The organism is Aerolutibacter ruishenii, assembly GCF_007830115.1.
GTDB lineage: Bacteria > Pseudomonadota > Gammaproteobacteria > Xanthomonadales > Xanthomonadaceae > Aerolutibacter > Aerolutibacter ruishenii.
Genome location: NZ_VLKP01000004.1, coordinates 238,899 through 254,996, shown reverse-complemented (window position 1 = coordinate 254,996; position 16,098 = coordinate 238,899). Strand labels below are relative to the sequence as shown.

The 16,098-nt window shown below is 66.5% G+C and carries 16 protein-coding genes and 1 pseudogene; 10 read left to right on the top strand and 7 right to left on the bottom strand.

What is annotated here, in order from left to right; genetic code table 11:
- The 3 genes and pseudogenes from IP93_RS06865 to IP93_RS06860 all read left to right on the top strand — a co-directional run.
- The coding region (locus tag IP93_RS06865) for an IS3 family transposase (protein ID WP_144813654.1) at positions 1-290 on the top strand (290 nt) is incomplete at its 5' end.
- A gap of 22 nt (positions 291-312) precedes the next feature.
- Positions 313-441, top strand: a pseudogene (locus tag IP93_RS15885) (DUF6116 family protein); the annotation flags it as partial.
- A gap of 6 nt (positions 442-447) precedes the next feature.
- Positions 448-1,218 carry a TatD family hydrolase gene (locus IP93_RS06860; RefSeq protein WP_144813651.1) on the top strand — a complete coding sequence of 257 codons (771 nt, stop codon included), beginning with the start codon at positions 448-450 and terminating at the stop codon, positions 1,216-1,218.
- Positions 1,219-1,269: 51 nt separating this feature from the next.
- Here IP93_RS06860 and IP93_RS06855 read toward each other — a convergent pair whose 3' ends face one another.
- Positions 1,270-2,085, bottom strand: a complete 816-nt coding sequence (locus tag IP93_RS06855) for a tRNA threonylcarbamoyladenosine dehydratase (protein ID WP_144813648.1) — start codon at positions 2,083-2,085, stop codon at positions 1,270-1,272.
- An 84-nt stretch (positions 2,086-2,169) separates the two neighbouring features.
- Between IP93_RS06855 and IP93_RS06850 the strand changes: the two genes are divergently transcribed.
- Positions 2,170-2,631 carry a cytochrome c gene (locus tag IP93_RS06850; RefSeq protein ID WP_242006778.1) on the top strand — a complete coding sequence of 154 codons (462 nt, stop codon included), beginning with the start codon at positions 2,170-2,172 and terminating at the stop codon, positions 2,629-2,631.
- Between the two features lie 132 nt (positions 2,632-2,763).
- On the top strand, positions 2,764-3,225 hold the full coding sequence (locus IP93_RS06845; protein WP_144813646.1) for a glycine zipper 2TM domain-containing protein: 462 nt from the start codon (positions 2,764-2,766) through the stop codon (positions 3,223-3,225).
- A gap of 121 nt (positions 3,226-3,346) precedes the next feature.
- Here IP93_RS06845 and IP93_RS06840 read toward each other — a convergent pair whose 3' ends face one another.
- Positions 3,347-3,556: a cold-shock protein gene (locus IP93_RS06840; RefSeq protein WP_144813643.1), complete on the bottom strand. Its 210-nt coding sequence runs from the start codon at positions 3,554-3,556 to the stop codon at positions 3,347-3,349.
- Positions 3,557-3,851: 295 nt separating this feature from the next.
- Between IP93_RS06840 and IP93_RS06835 the strand changes: the two genes are divergently transcribed.
- Positions 3,852-4,295: a DUF456 domain-containing protein gene (locus IP93_RS06835; RefSeq protein WP_425480033.1), complete on the top strand. Its 444-nt coding sequence runs from the start codon at positions 3,852-3,854 to the stop codon at positions 4,293-4,295.
- Positions 4,296-4,380: 85 nt separating this feature from the next.
- Positions 4,381-5,520, top strand: a complete 1,140-nt coding sequence (locus IP93_RS06830; protein ID WP_144813687.1) for a phospholipase A — start codon at positions 4,381-4,383, stop codon at positions 5,518-5,520.
- Positions 5,521-5,664: 144 nt separating this feature from the next.
- On the opposite strand, the gene IP93_RS06825 is transcribed toward IP93_RS06830, so the two are convergent.
- Positions 5,665-7,227 carry a fumarate hydratase gene (locus IP93_RS06825; RefSeq protein ID WP_144813638.1) on the bottom strand — a complete coding sequence of 521 codons (1,563 nt, stop codon included), beginning with the start codon at positions 7,225-7,227 and terminating at the stop codon, positions 5,665-5,667.
- Positions 7,228-7,476: 249 nt separating this feature from the next.
- Positions 7,477-7,719: a hypothetical protein gene (locus IP93_RS06820; protein WP_144813635.1), complete on the bottom strand. Its 243-nt coding sequence runs from the start codon at positions 7,717-7,719 to the stop codon at positions 7,477-7,479.
- 330 nt (positions 7,720-8,049) lie between these two features.
- Between IP93_RS06820 and IP93_RS06815 the strand changes: the two genes are divergently transcribed.
- Entirely contained in the window at positions 8,050-9,093 is a 1,044-nt protein-coding gene (locus IP93_RS06815; protein WP_242006777.1) for a PQQ-dependent sugar dehydrogenase, read from the top strand.
- A gap of 216 nt (positions 9,094-9,309) precedes the next feature.
- Positions 9,310-10,104 carry a ferredoxin--NADP reductase gene (locus IP93_RS06810; protein ID WP_144813628.1) on the top strand — a complete coding sequence of 265 codons (795 nt, stop codon included), beginning with the start codon at positions 9,310-9,312 and terminating at the stop codon, positions 10,102-10,104.
- Here IP93_RS06810 and IP93_RS06805 read toward each other — a convergent pair whose 3' ends face one another.
- The 3 genes from IP93_RS06805 to IP93_RS06795 all read right to left on the bottom strand — a co-directional run bounded on the left by IP93_RS06805 (position 10,105) and on the right by IP93_RS06795 (position 13,428).
- Complete coding sequence (locus IP93_RS06805) at positions 10,105-10,497, bottom strand: hypothetical protein (RefSeq protein ID WP_144813626.1); 393 nt, start codon at positions 10,495-10,497, stop codon at positions 10,105-10,107.
- 14 nt (positions 10,498-10,511) lie between these two features.
- Positions 10,512-10,994, bottom strand: a complete 483-nt coding sequence (locus IP93_RS06800; RefSeq protein WP_144813624.1) for a glutathione peroxidase — start codon at positions 10,992-10,994, stop codon at positions 10,512-10,514.
- A gap of 112 nt (positions 10,995-11,106) precedes the next feature.
- A complete protein-coding gene (locus tag IP93_RS06795; protein WP_199747128.1) occupies positions 11,107-13,428 on the bottom strand; it encodes a TonB-dependent receptor in 2,322 nt (773 codons plus the stop codon).
- A 359-nt stretch (positions 13,429-13,787) separates the two neighbouring features.
- Between IP93_RS06795 and IP93_RS06790 the strand changes: the two genes are divergently transcribed.
- The gene (locus IP93_RS06790) at positions 13,788-15,980 is read left to right on the top strand and encodes a M3 family metallopeptidase (RefSeq protein WP_144813619.1); all 2,193 of its coding nucleotides are present in this window, start codon (positions 13,788-13,790) and stop codon (positions 15,978-15,980) included.
- The last annotated feature ends 118 nt before the right edge of the window (positions 15,981-16,098 follow it).

The following is a 16,098-nucleotide window of genomic DNA, read 5'->3' as shown; positions in this document are numbered from 1 at the left end:
AGGGCTGCCAGTTCACCAGCAACGACTGGCAGTCGTTCCTGAAGGCGCACCGGATGGTGCCGAGCATGAGCCGTCGCGGGAACTGCCACGACAACGCCGTGGCCGAGAGTTTCTTCAGCGTCCTGAAGAAGGAGCGGATCAAGCGGCAGATCTACCCGACGCGAGCCACTGCTGCTTCGGACGTGTTCGACTACATCGAGATGTTCTACAACCCGATTCGCCGGCATGGTTCCGCTGGCGGCATGTCACCGGTAGAGTTCGAAAAGCGCTACGCGCAGAGCGGCGACTGAGTGTCTATGGAACTCTGGTCGGTCCATGGTGCTGCCCGACGCAGTGCCCTTCATCGACGAGATCCTGCTGGGCCTGGGCACGCTGCTGCTGGCCAACTGGAAAGACCGCAAAGGCACCGGCGACACCCGGGCGAACACACCGCAGCGCTGACGCGGCATGCTGGTCGACACACACTGCCACCTGGATGCACCCGAGTTCGACGCAGACCGGGAGGCGGTGATCGCGCGCGCGCGCGCTGCAGGCGTTACCCGTCAGGTCCTGCCTGCCGTGGAAGCCGCGGCATGGCCGAAGTTGCGGGATATCTGCCGCAACCATGACGGGCTTTTTCCGGCCTACGGCCTGCACCCGATGTACCTGCCGGTGCACCGGCCGGAGCATCTGGTTGAACTCCGGGAATGGATCGAGCGCGAGCGCCCGGTTGCCGTGGGCGAATGCGGCCTGGACTTCTTCGTCGAGGGCTTGGACCCGGATACGCAATCGATGTACTTCGAGCAGCAGTTGCGGCTGGCCCGCGACTTCGATCTGCCGGTGATCGTGCATGCGCGCCGTGCCGTGGACCAGGTGATCGCGGCCATTCGCCGGTTCGGCCCACTGCGCGGGGTGGTGCACAGTTTTCCCGGCAGTCGCGACCAGGCCGAGCGGCTGCACGCACTGGGATTCCTGGTCAGCCTGGGCGGACCGGTAACCTACGAGCGTGCGAACCGCCTGCGCACGCTGGTCGCGACGCTACCCATCGAGATGCTGATGCTGGAGACCGATGCACCGGACCAGCCGGACGCGGGCGTCCGCGGAATGCGCAATGAGCCGGCGCGGCTGTCCACCATCCTGGAGGTGACCGCGGCCCTCAGGGGTGAGTCACCGGAAGCGCTGGCGACTGCCACCAGCCGCAACGCGGAACGGCTGTTCGGATTGCCCCCGGCCGTTTGATACCGCCCCCCGCCACCCAACGGGTCGTGGTCGTGCCGATGGCGTGGGAGGTCATGCGGCCTTGGCGCGCCCTTTGAGAAGGATTTCCAAGGCCCGCCCCACCGCCGCGAAGGCAAACGCGCCGGTGATGTGCGTCGCCGCACCTAGTCCGGCACCGCAGTCCAGCTTGAGCGCCGCATCGCCCGCCACCTGCGGGCGCAGGCCGCACACGGTGCCATCGGCCTGCGGGTAACGCACGTTCTCCAGCGAGTAGATGGCCGAGACGCCGAAGTAGCGGTCCTTGTTCTTTGGGAAATTGAACTCGGCGCGCAGCTTCTTGCGGATCAGCGCCAGCATCGCATCGTGCTCGGTGCGCGACAGGTCACGCACGCGCACCAGCGTGGGGTCGGTGCGGCCACCGGCGGCGCCCACCACGATCACCGGCAACTTGCGCCGACGGCACCAGGCGATCAACTCGACCTTGCTGCGGAAGCTGTCGCAGGCATCGATGACCAGGTCGAATCCCTGGTCCAGCAACTCGGCCTGGTTGGACGCGGTCAGGAAACTGGCCACCGGCACCACGTCGATGTGCGGGTTGATGGCACGGCAGCGCTCGGCCATCGCCTCCACCTTGGCCCGCCCGAACTGCCCCGCATGCGCGGGCAACTGGCGGTTGGTGTTGGACACGCAGATGTCATCGGCATCGATCAGGGTCAGGTGGCCGATGCCCGTGCGGGCCAGGGCCTCGACCACCCATGACCCGACGCCGCCCATCCCGACCACCGCCACGCGGGCGGCGGCAAAATGCGCCAGCGTACCGACGCCATACAGGCGATCGACGCCGGAAAAACGGTCGGTCCAGACCGGATCAAGGGCAGGTTTGCTCATGGTGCATAGTGTAGCGGGCAAGCGGCGTGGCCCCGGTGGGTGCGTGTTATCGTCCGGGCAACTTCGACCAAGGAGCGTTGACCGATGAGCACCCCGGACCCCATGCCCGCCACCCCTGCCACTCCCGCCAAGACCGGCCACGGCTCTCGATACCTGTTCCTGTTCCTGCTGGGCCTGGTGCTGGGTGTCGTGGCCACGGTGATGGCGCTGCGGGCCCTGGATGCGCGCAAGGACCATTTCCCCGAAGCGGTGATGCACGTGCAGCAGTGGCACATGGGCCAGCTGAAGGGGAGCGTGGACCAGAACCGGTGCGGCCCCACCGACACCCTGCCCCACGTGCAGTCGCTGCGGACGCTGGCCAACGACCTGGAGCCGGCATTCCCTGACCTGCGCGACGATGCACGCTTTGGCGATGCCGCCAGCAGGATGCGCGCCACGCTGGATGGCGCGCTGGCCTCGCCGCCGCTCAACTGTGCTGGCGTGCAGACGCTGATGAAGGACGTGGGCGGCGCCTGCAAGGCTTGCCACCAGGATTTCCGTGGCTGAACCGGGGCGCAAGGCCGCTTGCTGAACCGCGAGTGGCCGTGCCGCGGCAATTGAGGTGGTATTCACCGCCCTTGGCCTAGGTTTGGGCTGCACGGCGTACGCCGTGACCGAGCCCCAGCGAAGGAGTGTGCGATGAACACGATCAATCCCAGGTTGGCAGTACTGGCAGCCGTCGCGGCCACGGCGCTCGCCGGCTGCGCCACGTCACCCGTCTACAGCAGCCGCGACCCGTACTATGGCGGCAGCACCGCCGATTGCTACGACTGCGGCACCGTGACGCGCATCGAGCGCATCTCCGGCGGCGGTGCCCCCAATGCCACCGGCGCGGTGCTGGGCGGCCTGGTGGGCGCTGCCGCAGGGCGCGAACTGGCCGACGATGAAAGCAAGGGGCGCCGCAACACCGCTACGGTGGCCGGCGCGGTGGCCGGAGCCGTGGCCGGCAACGCCATCCAGAACCGGACAGGGGGTGACCGGTACAACGTGTACGTGCGCATGAACGATGGGCGCACCACCGTGGTCACCCAGAATGACATCTCCGGGATCCGCGAAGGTGGTTACGTGCGCGTGTACAACGGACGCGCCTGGTCGCGCTGAGCGCCCGCGCGCAGCAACGCCGCCGCAATGAAAAAACCCGGCCGTGGCCGGGTTCCAGTGACGGGGGCGTCGCCAACGGTGGCGACGTCCCCGTATTGCATCCGCGTTACGGCGGCTGCCGTTACAGCGGCTGCACGGCGTCGGCCTGCAGGCCCTTCTGGCCCTGGACGACGGTGAAGCTGACCGGCTGGCCTTCCTTCAGGCTCTTGAAGCCCTGGGACTGGATGGCGCGGAAGTGCACGAACACGTCTTCGCCATTCTCGCGGCTGATGAAGCCGAAGCCCTTGGCATCGTTGAACCACTTGACGGTACCTTGCTCACGGTTCGACATTTTCACTTGCTCCCTGAAACGAGTTGGTTGGTCCATCACCTTTCGTGACGTGCTGGTTGCAAGGAGGCGCCAGGTGCAACGATGAAGCGGATCGTACGTGCAGGCAGACGTGCATGTGGAATGATCGACCGCATCGGGCCACGGTTAACGGTGACCCTTGGCAAACACAGCGCCCGCACGGTATCCCGCGCCCCATGAAATTGCAATCGCGCCTCGACCAGTGGCATAAACCGTGAAAACCCGGGGGTTCTGATTGGATACGCAGACGATTCTCTATCTGGTGGCCGCGCTGCTGATGCTGGTGGGGCTGGCCGGGACGGTGCTCCCCGCGCTGCCGGGAATACCACTGATGTTCGTGGGCATGGTGCTGGCGGCCTGGGCCGGCGGTTTCGAGTACGTGGGCTGGGGATGGCTGGTGGCGCTGGGCATCCTGACCCTGCTTTCGCTCGGGATCGACCTGCTGGCGGCCTCGATGGGCGCCAAGCGCGTTGGCGCAAGCCGGTTGGCGCTGGCCGGTGCGGTGCTGGGCACCCTGGTGGGCATATTCTTCGGTCCACTGGGCCTGTTCGCGGGCCCGTTCGTGGGCGCCCTGGCTGGCGAACTGATCCAGCGCCGTGACCTGGGACAGGCCACGAAGGTGGGTGTCGGCACCTGGTTCGGCATCGTGTTGGGCACGGTGCTGAAGGTCGGCCTGGCGTTCGCGATGCTGGGACTGTTCGCGTTTGCCTGGTGGACCTGAGGCCATGGGTCGCGTGGAATCGATCCTGACTTCCCGCCGGTTCCGCGTGCCGACGAGGCCTTGCGGCCGCAGCCTGGCCATCGCGATGTTGCTGGCCCCCGCGGTCGCCGTTGCCGCCGAACCATCCCCCGTCACACCGGTGCCCGAACGGTCGCCAGCGGCATGCGCCCCCATCCAGTCGGACGCAGAACGGCTGAAGTGCTACGACGTCGCGGTGGGCCGTGGCCAGACCACCCCGACGGCCGCCGACCGTGCCGCCGCCGAGGCGCTGCTGACCAAGCAGCGCATCGCCGAGTATGACCGTGTGGAGCTCGAGGCGGCTGGCGTGCCCGCGGCACGTCGCGTGCTGGGCGAACTGTTCCGTTCGGAGCACGACTCCGTCTTCGACCAGCGAATCGCCAACGCGGGCATGGGCTCGATGCTGGACGGCCGCTGGGAACTGGCCAAGGGCTCCAAGCTTGGCCTCTTCAACCTGCGCGCGTACAAGCCGGTGTATCTGCTCCCGGTGTTCTGGACCAGCGACCCCAACCGCCAACCCTCCGCATCGGACACGGGCGGTGGCACGGGCGAACCACTGCCCTTGGACAACACCGAAGCGAAGTTCCAGCTGAGCTTCAAGACCAAGATCGCGGAGAACCTGTTCGGTGACAACGGCGACCTGTGGACGGCCTATACACAGAGCTCGCGGTGGCAGGTCTACAACGGCGATGAGTCACGGCCCTTCCGCGAAACCAACTACGAGCCGGAAGTGATGCTGGTGTTCCGCAACAACTACTCGTTGCTGGGATGGCGCGGGCGGATGCTGGCGCTGGGCATCAACCACCAGTCCAATGGCCGCGCCGATCCGGTATCGCGCAGTTGGAACCGGGTGATCCTCAACATCGGCCTGGACCGCGATGACTGGGCATTGACCGTCCGCCCGTGGTGGCGCATTCCCGAGGGCTCCCGCGAGGACGAGAACCCGGGCATCGAGGATTACGTCGGGCGCGCCGATGCAACCCTGGTGCGGCGCTGGAATGGACACGAGTTCGCGGTCATGGCCCGGCATTCGCTGCGCACGGGCGGACACTCGCTTGGTGCGGTGCAACTGGACTGGGGCTTCCCGATCACCCGATCGTTCCGCGGCCACGTGCAGGTGTTCGACGGGTATGGCGAGAGCCTGCTCGACTACAACCACCGCGCCACGTACGTGGGGCTGGGGATATCGTTGCTGGAGTGGTATTGAGCGACCACCATCATGGCCGAAAGGTGGCGGAAACGCTGCATTTCACGCGTAGTCCATGACCACGCGCCCCGACGTTCATCACTCGCCGCACGAAAAAAGGGCCGACATTCCTGTCGGCCCTTGCATTTGGCTCGTGCAGCAGGATCAGGCCACGACCACCGGGATCTTGCCGATGCGCGCCTGCCACTCCTTCGGCCCGGTCTCGTGCACCGAGGTGCCCTGCGAGTCGACCGCGACGGTGACCGGCATGTCCTGCACTTCGAACTCGTAGATGGCCTCCATGCCCAGGTCGGCGAAGCCGACGACCTTGGCGGCCTTGATCGCCTTCGACACCAGGTACGCGGCACCGCCAACGGCCATCAGGTAGGCCGACTGGTGTTTCCTGATCGCCTCGATGGCCGCGGGGCCGCGCTCGGCCTTGCCGACCATGCCCATCAGGCCGGTCTGCGCCAGGACCTGCTCGGTGAACTTGTCCATGCGCGTGGCGGTGGTGGGACCGGCGGGGCCGACGACTTCGTCACGCACCGGATCGACCGGGCCGACGTAGTAGATGAAGCGGCCCTTGAGGTCCACCGGCAGCGGCTCGCCCTTGTTGAGCATGTCGACCATGCGCTTGTGCGCGGCGTCGCGGCCGGTGAGCAGCTTGCCGTTGAGCAGCAGGACCTCACCGGGCTTCCACGAGGCGACCTCTTCCCGGGTCAGCGTGTCGAGGTTGACGCGACGGCCCTTGGAGGCGTCGTAGGTCAGCTGCGGCCAGTCGGCGAGCGACGGCGGATCCAGCATCACCGGGCCGCTGCCGTCGAGGGTGAAGTGCGCGTGGCGGGTGGCGGCGCAGTTGGGGATCAGCGCGACCGGCAGGTTGGCCGCGTGGGTCGGGTAATCCTTGACCTTGATGTCGAGCACGGTGGTCAGCCCGCCCAGGCCCTGCGCGCCAATGCCGAGCGCGTTGACCTTCTCGTACAGTTCAAGACGCAGCTCTTCGGCACGGTTCGACGCACCGCGCTGCTGCAGATCGGTGATGTCGATCGGCTCCATCAGCGCTTCCTTGGCCAGCAACATCGCCTTCTCGGCGGTGCCGCCGATGCCGATGCCCAGCATGCCCGGCGGGCACCAGCCCGCGCCCATGGTCGGCACGGTCTTGAGCACCCAGTCGACGATGGAGTCGGACGGGTTGAGCATGGCGAACTTGGACTTCGCTTCGGAACCGCCGCCCTTGGCCGCGACGATCACGTCAACGGTGTTGCCGGGGACGATCTTGACGTTGACCACGCCCGGGGTGTTGTCCTTGGTGTTGGTGCGCTTGCCGGCCGGGTCGGCCAGCACCGAAGCGCGCAGTTTGTTGTCCGGGTGGGCATAGGCGCGGCGCACGCCTTCGTGGACCATGTCTTCCAGCGCCAGGGTGGCGTCATCCCAGCGCACGTTCATGCCGACTTCCAGGAAGACGGTGACGATGCCGGTGTCCTGGCAGATCGGGCGATGGCCCTCGGCGCTCATGCGCGAGTTGATCAGGATCTGCGCCATCGCGTCCTTGGCCGCCGGGGACTCCTCGCGCTCATAGGCGGCGGCGAGGTTCCTGATGTAATCAACCGGGTGGTAGTACGAGATGTACTGCAGCGCGTCGGCGACGGACTGGATCAGGTCTTCCTGCTTGATCGAGACGGGCGGGAAGTCGGCGGGGTTGCGGGAAGCGGAACTGGATGAGGACACGGCGGGCTGTGGCTGGCAGTGGGGCAGCCATTTTAGCGAACGTGGCCCCTCGCGGGTTCATGGCCCCTTGGAACACACTGGTGCCAGGCGTTGGTCCTGTGGACGAGGGTGTTGCGTCGGCGGGCCCGGAGCCGCCTGGTTGGCGGTTTCGCCAACCAGGCGGCGCGTGTCCGCCCGCAGGCTACGCCGGGAGCGCCACGGCTGCCGGCCTCCGGAATGCCGGACCGGCGCCTGTGTGGCGGACGCACCTCAGCCGCCGCAACCGCCGCAACAGGTGCTGCCTTCGCCGCTGTGTGGCGGGGCCTTGCTCGCGAAGTGGCCTGCACCCTGCAGTGCGTCCAATACCTGCTGCTCGGTCATCAGGCCTTCCACCCGAACCCGGCGGTTGGCCAGTTGTACCGTGATTTCCGCCGTGGGGTCGCGGGCCAGGATGGCCTGGGTGACGGTGCCGGCGGCGGTGTCATCTTTCAGGGTGGCGATATCGAAAAGCATGCGTGTCTCCTGTCGGGGGCCGGCGCCATGCCGGTGCGGGGCCATGCTCATCGCCCTGCCCGTCTGCTGCCTTGACCGGGGTCATGACAACCGCATCGGCGCGGGACAGGACGGTATGCTGATGGTCCATCGTTCATCGCCCCGCTGGGCCAACGCCGACAGGAGCGCACCATGCGCCTCGCCGTTTCCCGTTTTGCCGCTTGCGCGGTGCTTCTGGCCCCGCTGGTCGCGTGTGGTGCCCGCCAGGACGCATCCGCCGAAGCCGTGGCCCGACCGGCTCCAGTTTCGCAGCCGCACACTTCATATGAGAGCACCGCAGGAGTGTTCGGCGTGACTGAGATCGCACGGGGCCTGGTGCACCCGTGGGCGGTTGCGCCGCTGCCGGACGGCGGCTTCCTGGTGACCGAGCGACCTGGCCAACTGCGCCGGATTTCGGAGACTGGCGCTGTGTCGGCACCGATCAGCGGAGTGCCCACGGTGTATGCGCACGGCCAGGGTGGCCTGCTGGACGTGGTGCTGGCGCCCGACTACTCCGTCACGGGGCGCATATACCTGAGTTACGCCGAACCCGGTGAAGACGGTACGGCCGGCACCGCGGTGGCCACCGGTCTGCTGCGGGGCGATGCGCTGACCGAAGTGCGCGTGATCTACCGCCAGATGCCGAAGCTGGAGGGGCCGAACCATTTTGGTTCCCGCATCGTCTTCGACGACAACGGCCATGTCTTCATCAGCCAGGGCGAGCGCAACGACAGGCCCACTGCGCAGAAGCTGGACATGCTGCAGGGCAAACTGGTGCGACTGAACCTGGACGGCAGTATCCCCCCCGACAACCCGTTCGTGGGGCGCAAGGATGCGCGCCCGGAGATCTGGAGCTATGGCCACCGCAACATGCAGGGGATGGCCATCGACCCGCGGACCGGCAAGGTCTGGCAAAGCGAGCATGGCCCGCGCGGCGGCGATGAGATCAACCTGCCCGAAGCCGGGAGGAATTACGGATGGCCGGTCATCACCCACGGCATCAACTATTCCGGACTGAAGATTCCGGAGGCGGTCGGCACCGCCGCGACCGGGATGGAGCAGCCCTACCACGTGTGGGAAAAGTCACCGGCCTTGTCCGGCATGGCCTTCCACGTCAACCAGCCTGCGTCGAAGTGGAACGGGAGCCTGTTCCTCGGGGCATTGTCGGGCCGTGCGCTGATCCGGCTATCGCTGGACGGCGAGCGGATCACCGGCGAGGAGCGATTGCTGGAGTCGCTGGAGGAGCGCATCCGCGATGTGCGCGCCACGCCCGATGGCCTGTTGTATGTGTTGACCGACGAGGACGATGGACGCTTGCTGAAGATCACGCCACCCGGCGTGGCAGGCGCGCCCTGACCCACCGCTGACCGGCGCTTGCAACGGATCACGGGCACGCAAGTGCCGATGCTGCGCGCCGCGGGCAACCTGGCCAGGACGAAGCCGCGCCTGCCGCCACGGCGGGCGTCGATCCGGGTACCGCGCAAGGCGATCCGCCCGCGGGAACCGGTTAGGCACCCCGGCGGCGGCTGGCGTAAAATGGGCAGTCATCCGCTGTCCTCCCCTGCCCCGCCCATGTCATCCGCCTTCGGCACCGAGACCGTGCTGGACGTCCGCCACTGGACGGACGCCTATTTCAGCTTCACCACCACCCGCGACGACGGCTTCCGTTTCGACAACGGGCAGTTCGTGATGATCGGACTGGAAACGGAGGGCAAGCCGCTGATGCGCGCATACTCAATCGCCAGCGCCAACTGGGAGGAGCAGCTGGAGTTCTTCAGCATCAAGGTGCAGGACGGCCCGCTGACCTCGCGGCTGCAGCACATCAAGCCCGGCGACACGATCCTGATCGGCCGCAAGCCCACCGGCACGCTGCTGATCTCCGACCTGCATCCGGGCCGCAACCTGTACCTGCTTGGCACCGGGACGGGCTTTGCGCCATGGCTGTCGGTGATCAAGGATCCGGAAACGTACGAGCGCTTCGACAAGGTCATCCTGTGCCACGGCGTGCGCAGTGCGGATGACCTGGCGTACCGCGACTACATCGTCAACGAGCTGCCGCACCACGAGTTCCTGGGCGAGACCATTACGGCCAAACTGCGGTACTACCCGGCGGTCTCGCGCGAGCCCTTCACCTTTGACGGGCACGACCATCGTGGCCGCCTGACCGACCTGATGGCCGACGGGCGGATGATGGAGCACCTGGGGATCGAGCCACTCGACGCCGAACACGACCGCGCCATGATCTGCGGCAGCCCGCAGATGCTGGCCGACTTCCGCGCACTGCTCGACAGCCGCGGCTTCACCGCCGCGCCGCGCATCGGCACGCCCGGCCAGTATGTGTTCGAGCGCGCCTTCGTCGAGAAGTAACTAATCCTCGCCGTAGGTCAGCCAGACCGAGGCCGACGTCTCGCTGGCGAACACGCGGACTGCATAGCCACGCTCGCGCGCGAGGATCTCGATGGATTCGGCCAGGGAGATGCGGTCGTCGTGCGCCTCGACATAGGCGATGCGGACGCCCTCCAGGCCCTGCCCGATCAGCGCGCCGATGAAGCGTTGACGATCCTCGGGGGACATCGCTTCGCCGGTCATGCGATCGACCACAAGCAACTGCGTCGGGCTGCACCGCCGGGCCTCGTCGGCAATGGCCATCCAGCGCGAGAGCATCACCTCCCAGGTGTCGTGCACGCCGCTGATCTCGGCGCGCAGGCGTGTGCTGGAAAACTGGAAGGTCACCTCGAACGGCATCCGGACGTCATTCACGGAAGCACCTCCGATCAGGCCAGGGCCGCCTCGATGTCGGCGGACAGGGATTCGGGTTTCTCGTTGGGTGCAAAGCGCTTGAGCACGCGACCGTCTCGGCCGACGAGGAACTTGGTGAAGTTCCACTTGATGGCATCGATGCCGAGGAAGCCGCCCTTCTCGTCCTTCAGCCACTTCCATAGTGGATGCGCCGCGTCGCCGTTGACGTCGATCTTGGCGTACATCGGAAACGTGACGTCGTAGGTGAGCGAGCAGAAGTCCTTGATCTCGGCCTCGTTGCCCGGCTCCTGGTGGCCGAACTGGTCACAGGGGAAGCCCAGCACCACCAGGCCGCGTGGGCCGTAGTCGCGCCAGAGCTTTTCCAGGCCCGCGTATTGCGGGGTGAAGCCGCACTTGGAGGCCACGTTGACCACCAGCAGCACCTTGCCGCGGTATTCGTCCAGCGTGCGCGACCGGCCGTCGATGTCGGTGGCGGAGAAGTCGTAGGCGGTCGTCATGGCGCTGCCTCCACTGGGGCCTCCAGCATACCGCCTCACACGCATCCGAAAACAAGGGCGCCAGCACGGGTGGGCCGTGCTGGCGCCGAACATCGGTCGACGGTGGCCGGGTTCAGAAGTTGGCCTTGAACTCCAGGCCAAACAGTCGCGGCTCGTTGATCATGCCGGTCAGGTTGTTGAAGTCGATGGCGCCCACCACCTGCACTTCATCGGTGATGTTGCGGCCGTACAGCGCCACGTCGTACTTGCCGTAGCCCCAGGTGTAGCCCACGCGCAGGCCACCTTCGACCAGCGACTTGGCAGTGAACTCCTTGGACTCGTACAGGAAGAAGTTCAGCTCGCTGCGGTACACCCAGTCGGTGTATGCGTAGAACTCGCCGCCGTTGGAGGTCGGGATGCCCCAGCGCAGGGTCACGTTGTGGGTCCACTCCGGGGCCTGCGGCAGCGGGTTGCCGTCGATCAGCGCCTTGCCGTTGCCGTCCAGTGGGTCGGTAACGGTGCACGAGGCGCAGACCGACACGGACAAGTCGGCATCCTTGATCTCGGTGTCGTTGTAGCCGCTGCCGAGCGTGAACAGCACGTTGTCGGCCAGGTAGGCCTGGAAGTCCATCTCGACACCCTGGCCGGTGGCCTTCTTGGCATTGACCAGGATGTTGGCATTGGACGAGCCGCCCACCGCGGTGAGCTGCTGGTCCTTCACTTCGTAATAGAAGACGCCTGCGTTGATGCGCGCGCGATTGCCCCACAGGTCCGCCTTCACGCCAGCCTCGAACGAGGTGGCGGTCTCCGGCTCGGCAAGGGACTTGAAGTTGAACGCACTCGCCGCCTGGATGCTGCTGCCGCGGTAGCCGGTGGCGACGCGACCGTACAGGTTCACGTCGTCATTGATCTCGTAGGTGGCCGAGAGATCCCAGCTGAACTTCTTGTCCTCGGTGTCGGCCGACAGGTCGCCGTCGGGCTCGGCAGCAGCCAGGTCGGCCAGGGTGCAGCGCACCGGACCCGGAATGATGCCCAGGCTCGGGCCGATGCAGGGCGCGAAGCCGGTGTTCCAGTATTCCTCGACCCTCAGGTCCTTCTTGTCCCACGTGTAGCGGGCGCCAGCGCGCAGTTCCAGCTTGTCGGTCGCCGCCCAGGTGACCGCACCGAACAGCGCCCAGGCGTCGTTGGTCTGGTTGATGCGCTCGTAGCCGTCCTGCGCGCCACCGGCCAGCGAGTCATAGCTGAAGCTTTCGACATCGTAGTCTTCGTTGAAGTAGAACAGGCCACCCTGCCAGTTCCACGCGCCATCGAAGTTGGACTCGATGCGGAACTCCTGGGTCCACTGCGAGTGGTCCGGGATGCCGTCGGCGGTTTCCGAGGCGAACGGGATCGCGGCGGTGAAGTATGGACCCGCGCTGCCGTCGATGTCGCCACGGCTGTAGGTGTCGAGCGTCTCGTAGCCGGTGATCGAGTGCAGCGTATAGCCGTTGCCCAGGTTCCAGCGCAGGCGCGCGTTGGCGCCAAAGCTGTCCAGCTCGGAGTGGTTGAGGCCATCGACGGCGATCTTGTCTTCGTCGAAACCATCGACGAGGTCGTTGCTGCCATGCTTGATGATGTTGGCGCGGAACAGGCGCGCGGTGCCGTTCAGGTGGCGCGCATGCGCGTTGAACAGGGCCTCGAAGTCCTCGCCCTCGTACAGCGCCTGCAGGCGGATGGCGGATTCGTCGTAGCCTTCCAACCCGTCGTTCGGGCCGGCAAAGGTGTTGTCCACCCAGTCGTCGCGACGCTGGAACAGTGCCGACGCACGCGCCGACCACTGGTCGGTCAGGCCGCCGCCAACGGCGCCCTCGACGTTCCACATGTTGTCGCTGCCGACGCCGACCTTGCCGTAACCGCCGAACTCCTGCGATGGACGCACCGACTCGAACTTGACCACGCCCGCGGGGCTGTTGCGCCCGAACAGCGAGCCCTGCGGACCGCGCAACACTTCCACGCGATCCAGGTCGAACACCGGGAACCCCTTCAGGATCGGGTTCTCCTGCACGACGTCGTCATACACCAGCGACACCGGCTGCGAGGTGTTGAGGCGGAAGTCGGTGTTGCCGTAGCCACGGATGTAGAAGCGCGGGAACGCCCGGCCAAACGAGGACTCGATGTTGAGGCTGGGCACGCGGCCGGACAGGAAGCGCACGTCGGTGCCGCCGGAGCCGAGCACGTCGAGCGCCTCGGCACTGATCAGGGTGACCGAGACCGGCACGTCCTGCAGGTTCTCGACCTTGCGCGAGGCCGTCACGTGCACCGCGTCGAGGGTCTTGGCGTCGGTTTCGACCTGAGGGGCGGTCGTGGCGTCCTGCTGGGTGCGGGCCTGCGCCAAGGCCTGGAACGGCAGGAGCACGGCAACGGCGGCGGCCAGGGCACTGCGGCGGAACAGGCGGCTATCGGGAAGACGGGTCATGGGCGATCTCGCTGGGGGACCATCACGCGCAGTGGTGGTCCGTGGATGCGGAGGGAGATGCAATGGCATGCGGCTACAGGGAGCCGTCCCTTGACGGCCCGGCGCCCCGGTCGGACGCGTGGCGATTCGCTAGGCATGGCGATGTTACAGCATCGTTAAAGAGCCCGTGTTCAGGCGCCGGAGCCGGCCCGGACCAGCCCGGCTACCCAGGCAATCCCCGCCAGATTAAGCCTCCGCGTCGTCCCGATGTGCCCGAAACCCGACTGAACGACCGGAAACCTGTGCCTTTCGTCACGGGCGTCGGGGGTTGCCCATCCGGTAGGCTTGAGCTTCTGTTTCCGCCGTCGAGACTCCATCCAATGAAGCATCCCCTCGCGCTTGCGCTCGCCGTGGCCCTGACCTCCGTCGCCGTCACCGCGTGCAAGCCGTCCGCCGACCAGCCCGCCGCCACCGAGACCGCCGTGAAGCAGGAAACCGCCAATCCGTTCTTCGCCGAAAGCACGCTGCCGCTGCAGTACCCGCATTTCGACAAGATCAAGGACGAGCACTTCGCGCCGGCCTTCGAGCGCGGCATGGCCGAGCACCTGCAGGAAATCCAGGCGATCGCCAACAGCAGCGAGGAACCCACCTTCGACAACACCATCATCGCGATGGAGAAGTCGGGCCGCCTGCTGACCCGCGCGGCCAACGTGTTCTACAACCTGGTCGGCGCCGACACCAACCCGGAGCGCGAGAAGCTGCAGGCCGAGTTCGCCCCGAAGATGTCGGCGCACAACGACGCCATCCGCCTGGACCCCAAGCTCTTCGCGCGCATCAAGGCGCTGCATGACAAGAAGGACACGCTGGGCCTGGACGCCGAGGGCGTGCGTCTGGTCGAGCGTTACTACACCGATTTCGTCCGCGCCGGCGCCAACTTGTCCGACGCGGACAAGACCAAGCTGAAGGACATGAACGCGGAGCTGGCCAAGCTGGGCACGCAGTTCAGCCAGAACGTGCTGGCCGAGGTCAACGACTCGGCGGTGATCGTCGATACGAAGGACGAGCTTGCCGGCCTGTCGGACGAGGCCATTGCCGCCGCCGCCAATGCCGCCAAGGAGCGCAAGCTGGAAGGCAAGTACGTGCTGGCGCTGCAGAACACCACCGGCCAGCCGCCGGAGACCTACCTGCACAACCGCGCCCTGCGCGAGAAGCTGCACAAGGCGTCCGTCGCCCGTGGCAGCCGCGGCAACCAGTACGACAACACCGGGATCGTGGCCCAGGTGGTCAAGCTGCGCGCCGACCGTGCCGCGCTGATGGGCTATCCGAACTATGCCGCCTACGTGCTCGAGGACGAGACCGCCAAGTCGCCGGAAGCCGTCAACGCCATGATGGGCAAGCTGGCCCCGGCCGCCGTGGCCAACGCCAAGGTCGAGGCCGCCGAACTGCAGGCCATGATCGACAAGGAACAGGCCGCCAAGGGCGAGCCGACCTTCCAGCTGCAGCCGTGGGACTGGGCGTACTACAGCGAGAAGGTGCGCCAGGCCAAGTACAACTTCGATGAGTCGCAGCTCAAGCCGTACTTCGAGATGAAGAACGTGCTGGAAAACGGCGTGTTCTTCGCCGCGACCAAGCTGTACGGCATCACCTTCAAGCAGCGCACCGACCTGCCGACCTACCATCCGGACGTCACCGTCTATGACGTGTTCGACAAGGACGGCCAGCAGCTGGCGATCTTCCTGTTCGACCCGTACGCGCGCTCGTCCAAGCGTGGCGGCGCGTGGATGAACTCGTACGTGGACCAGAACGGCCTGTTCGGCACCAAGCCGGTGGTCGCCAACCACCAGAACATCCCCAAGCCCAGCGACGGCAAGCCGACGCTGCTGACCTGGGACGAAGTCACCACCATGTTCCACGAGTTCGGCCATGCACTGCACGGCATGTTCTCGGACGTGAAGTACCCGTACTTCTCGGGCACCAACGTGCCGCGTGACTTCGTCGAGTTCCCGTCGCAGGTCAACGAGATGTGGGCCGACTGGCCGGAGATCCTGGCCAACTACGCCAAGCACCACCAGACCGGCGAGGCGATGCCGCAGGCACTGCTGGACAAGGTGCTGGCCGCGTCGAAGTTCAACCAGGGCTTCGCCACGACCGAGTACCTGGGTTCGGCCATGCTGGACCAGCGCTGGCACCAGATGGGCGCCGACAAGGCCCCGGCGGCCAAGGACGTGATGGCGTTCGAAGCCGCCGCGCTGAAGCAGAACGGCACCGACTTCGAGGCCGTGCCGCCGCGCTACAAGACCCCGTACTTCAGCCACATCATGGGCGGCTACGCGGCCGGCTACTACGCCTACATCTGGTCGGAGGTGCTGGACGCCAACACCGTGCGCTGGATCAAGGACAACGGCGGCCTGAAGGTCGAGAACGGCGATCGCTTCCGCGCCACCCTGCTGTCGCAGGGCGGCAAGAAGGACGCGCTGCAGCTGTTCAAGGACTTCACCGGCGCCGAGCCCAAGATCGAGCCGTTGCTGGAGAAGCGCGGCCTGACCGGTGGCACTGCGGCCGCCGGCAAGTAACACGCGTCCTCGTCAGACGTGGGCAGGGGGCCGCCCGGAGCAATCCGGGCGGCCTTTCCTTTTGGTCCCGCCGCATCGCTGCCGAACGGCGCGGGCCATCGCGCCAGCAAGGCAGAGA

Bases quoted from the DNA above. Each gene is read 5' to 3' on its own strand.
- IP93_RS06860 (WP_144813651.1), top strand. From the start codon at position 448: ATGCTGGTCGACACACACTGCCACCTGGATGCACCCGAGTTCGACGCA.
- IP93_RS06855 (WP_144813648.1), bottom strand. From the start codon at position 2,085: ATGAGCAAACCTGCCCTTGATCCGGTCTGGACCGACCGTTTTTCCGGC.
- IP93_RS06850 (WP_242006778.1), top strand. From the start codon at position 2,170: ATGAGCACCCCGGACCCCATGCCCGCCACCCCTGCCACTCCCGCCAAG.
- IP93_RS06845 (WP_144813646.1), top strand. From the start codon at position 2,764: ATGAACACGATCAATCCCAGGTTGGCAGTACTGGCAGCCGTCGCGGCC.
- IP93_RS06840 (WP_144813643.1), bottom strand. From the start codon at position 3,556: ATGTCGAACCGTGAGCAAGGTACCGTCAAGTGGTTCAACGATGCCAAG.
- IP93_RS06835 (WP_425480033.1), top strand. From the start codon at position 3,852: ATGCTGGTGGGGCTGGCCGGGACGGTGCTCCCCGCGCTGCCGGGAATA.
- IP93_RS06830 (WP_144813687.1), top strand. From the start codon at position 4,381: ATGTTGCTGGCCCCCGCGGTCGCCGTTGCCGCCGAACCATCCCCCGTC.
- IP93_RS06820 (WP_144813635.1), bottom strand. From the start codon at position 7,719: ATGCTTTTCGATATCGCCACCCTGAAAGATGACACCGCCGCCGGCACC.
- IP93_RS06810 (WP_144813628.1), top strand. From the start codon at position 9,310: ATGTCATCCGCCTTCGGCACCGAGACCGTGCTGGACGTCCGCCACTGG.
- IP93_RS06800 (WP_144813624.1), bottom strand. From the start codon at position 10,994: ATGACGACCGCCTACGACTTCTCCGCCACCGACATCGACGGCCGGTCG.
- IP93_RS06795 (WP_199747128.1), bottom strand. From the start codon at position 13,428: ATGACCCGTCTTCCCGATAGCCGCCTGTTCCGCCGCAGTGCCCTGGCC.
- IP93_RS06790 (WP_144813619.1), top strand. From the start codon at position 13,788: ATGAAGCATCCCCTCGCGCTTGCGCTCGCCGTGGCCCTGACCTCCGTC.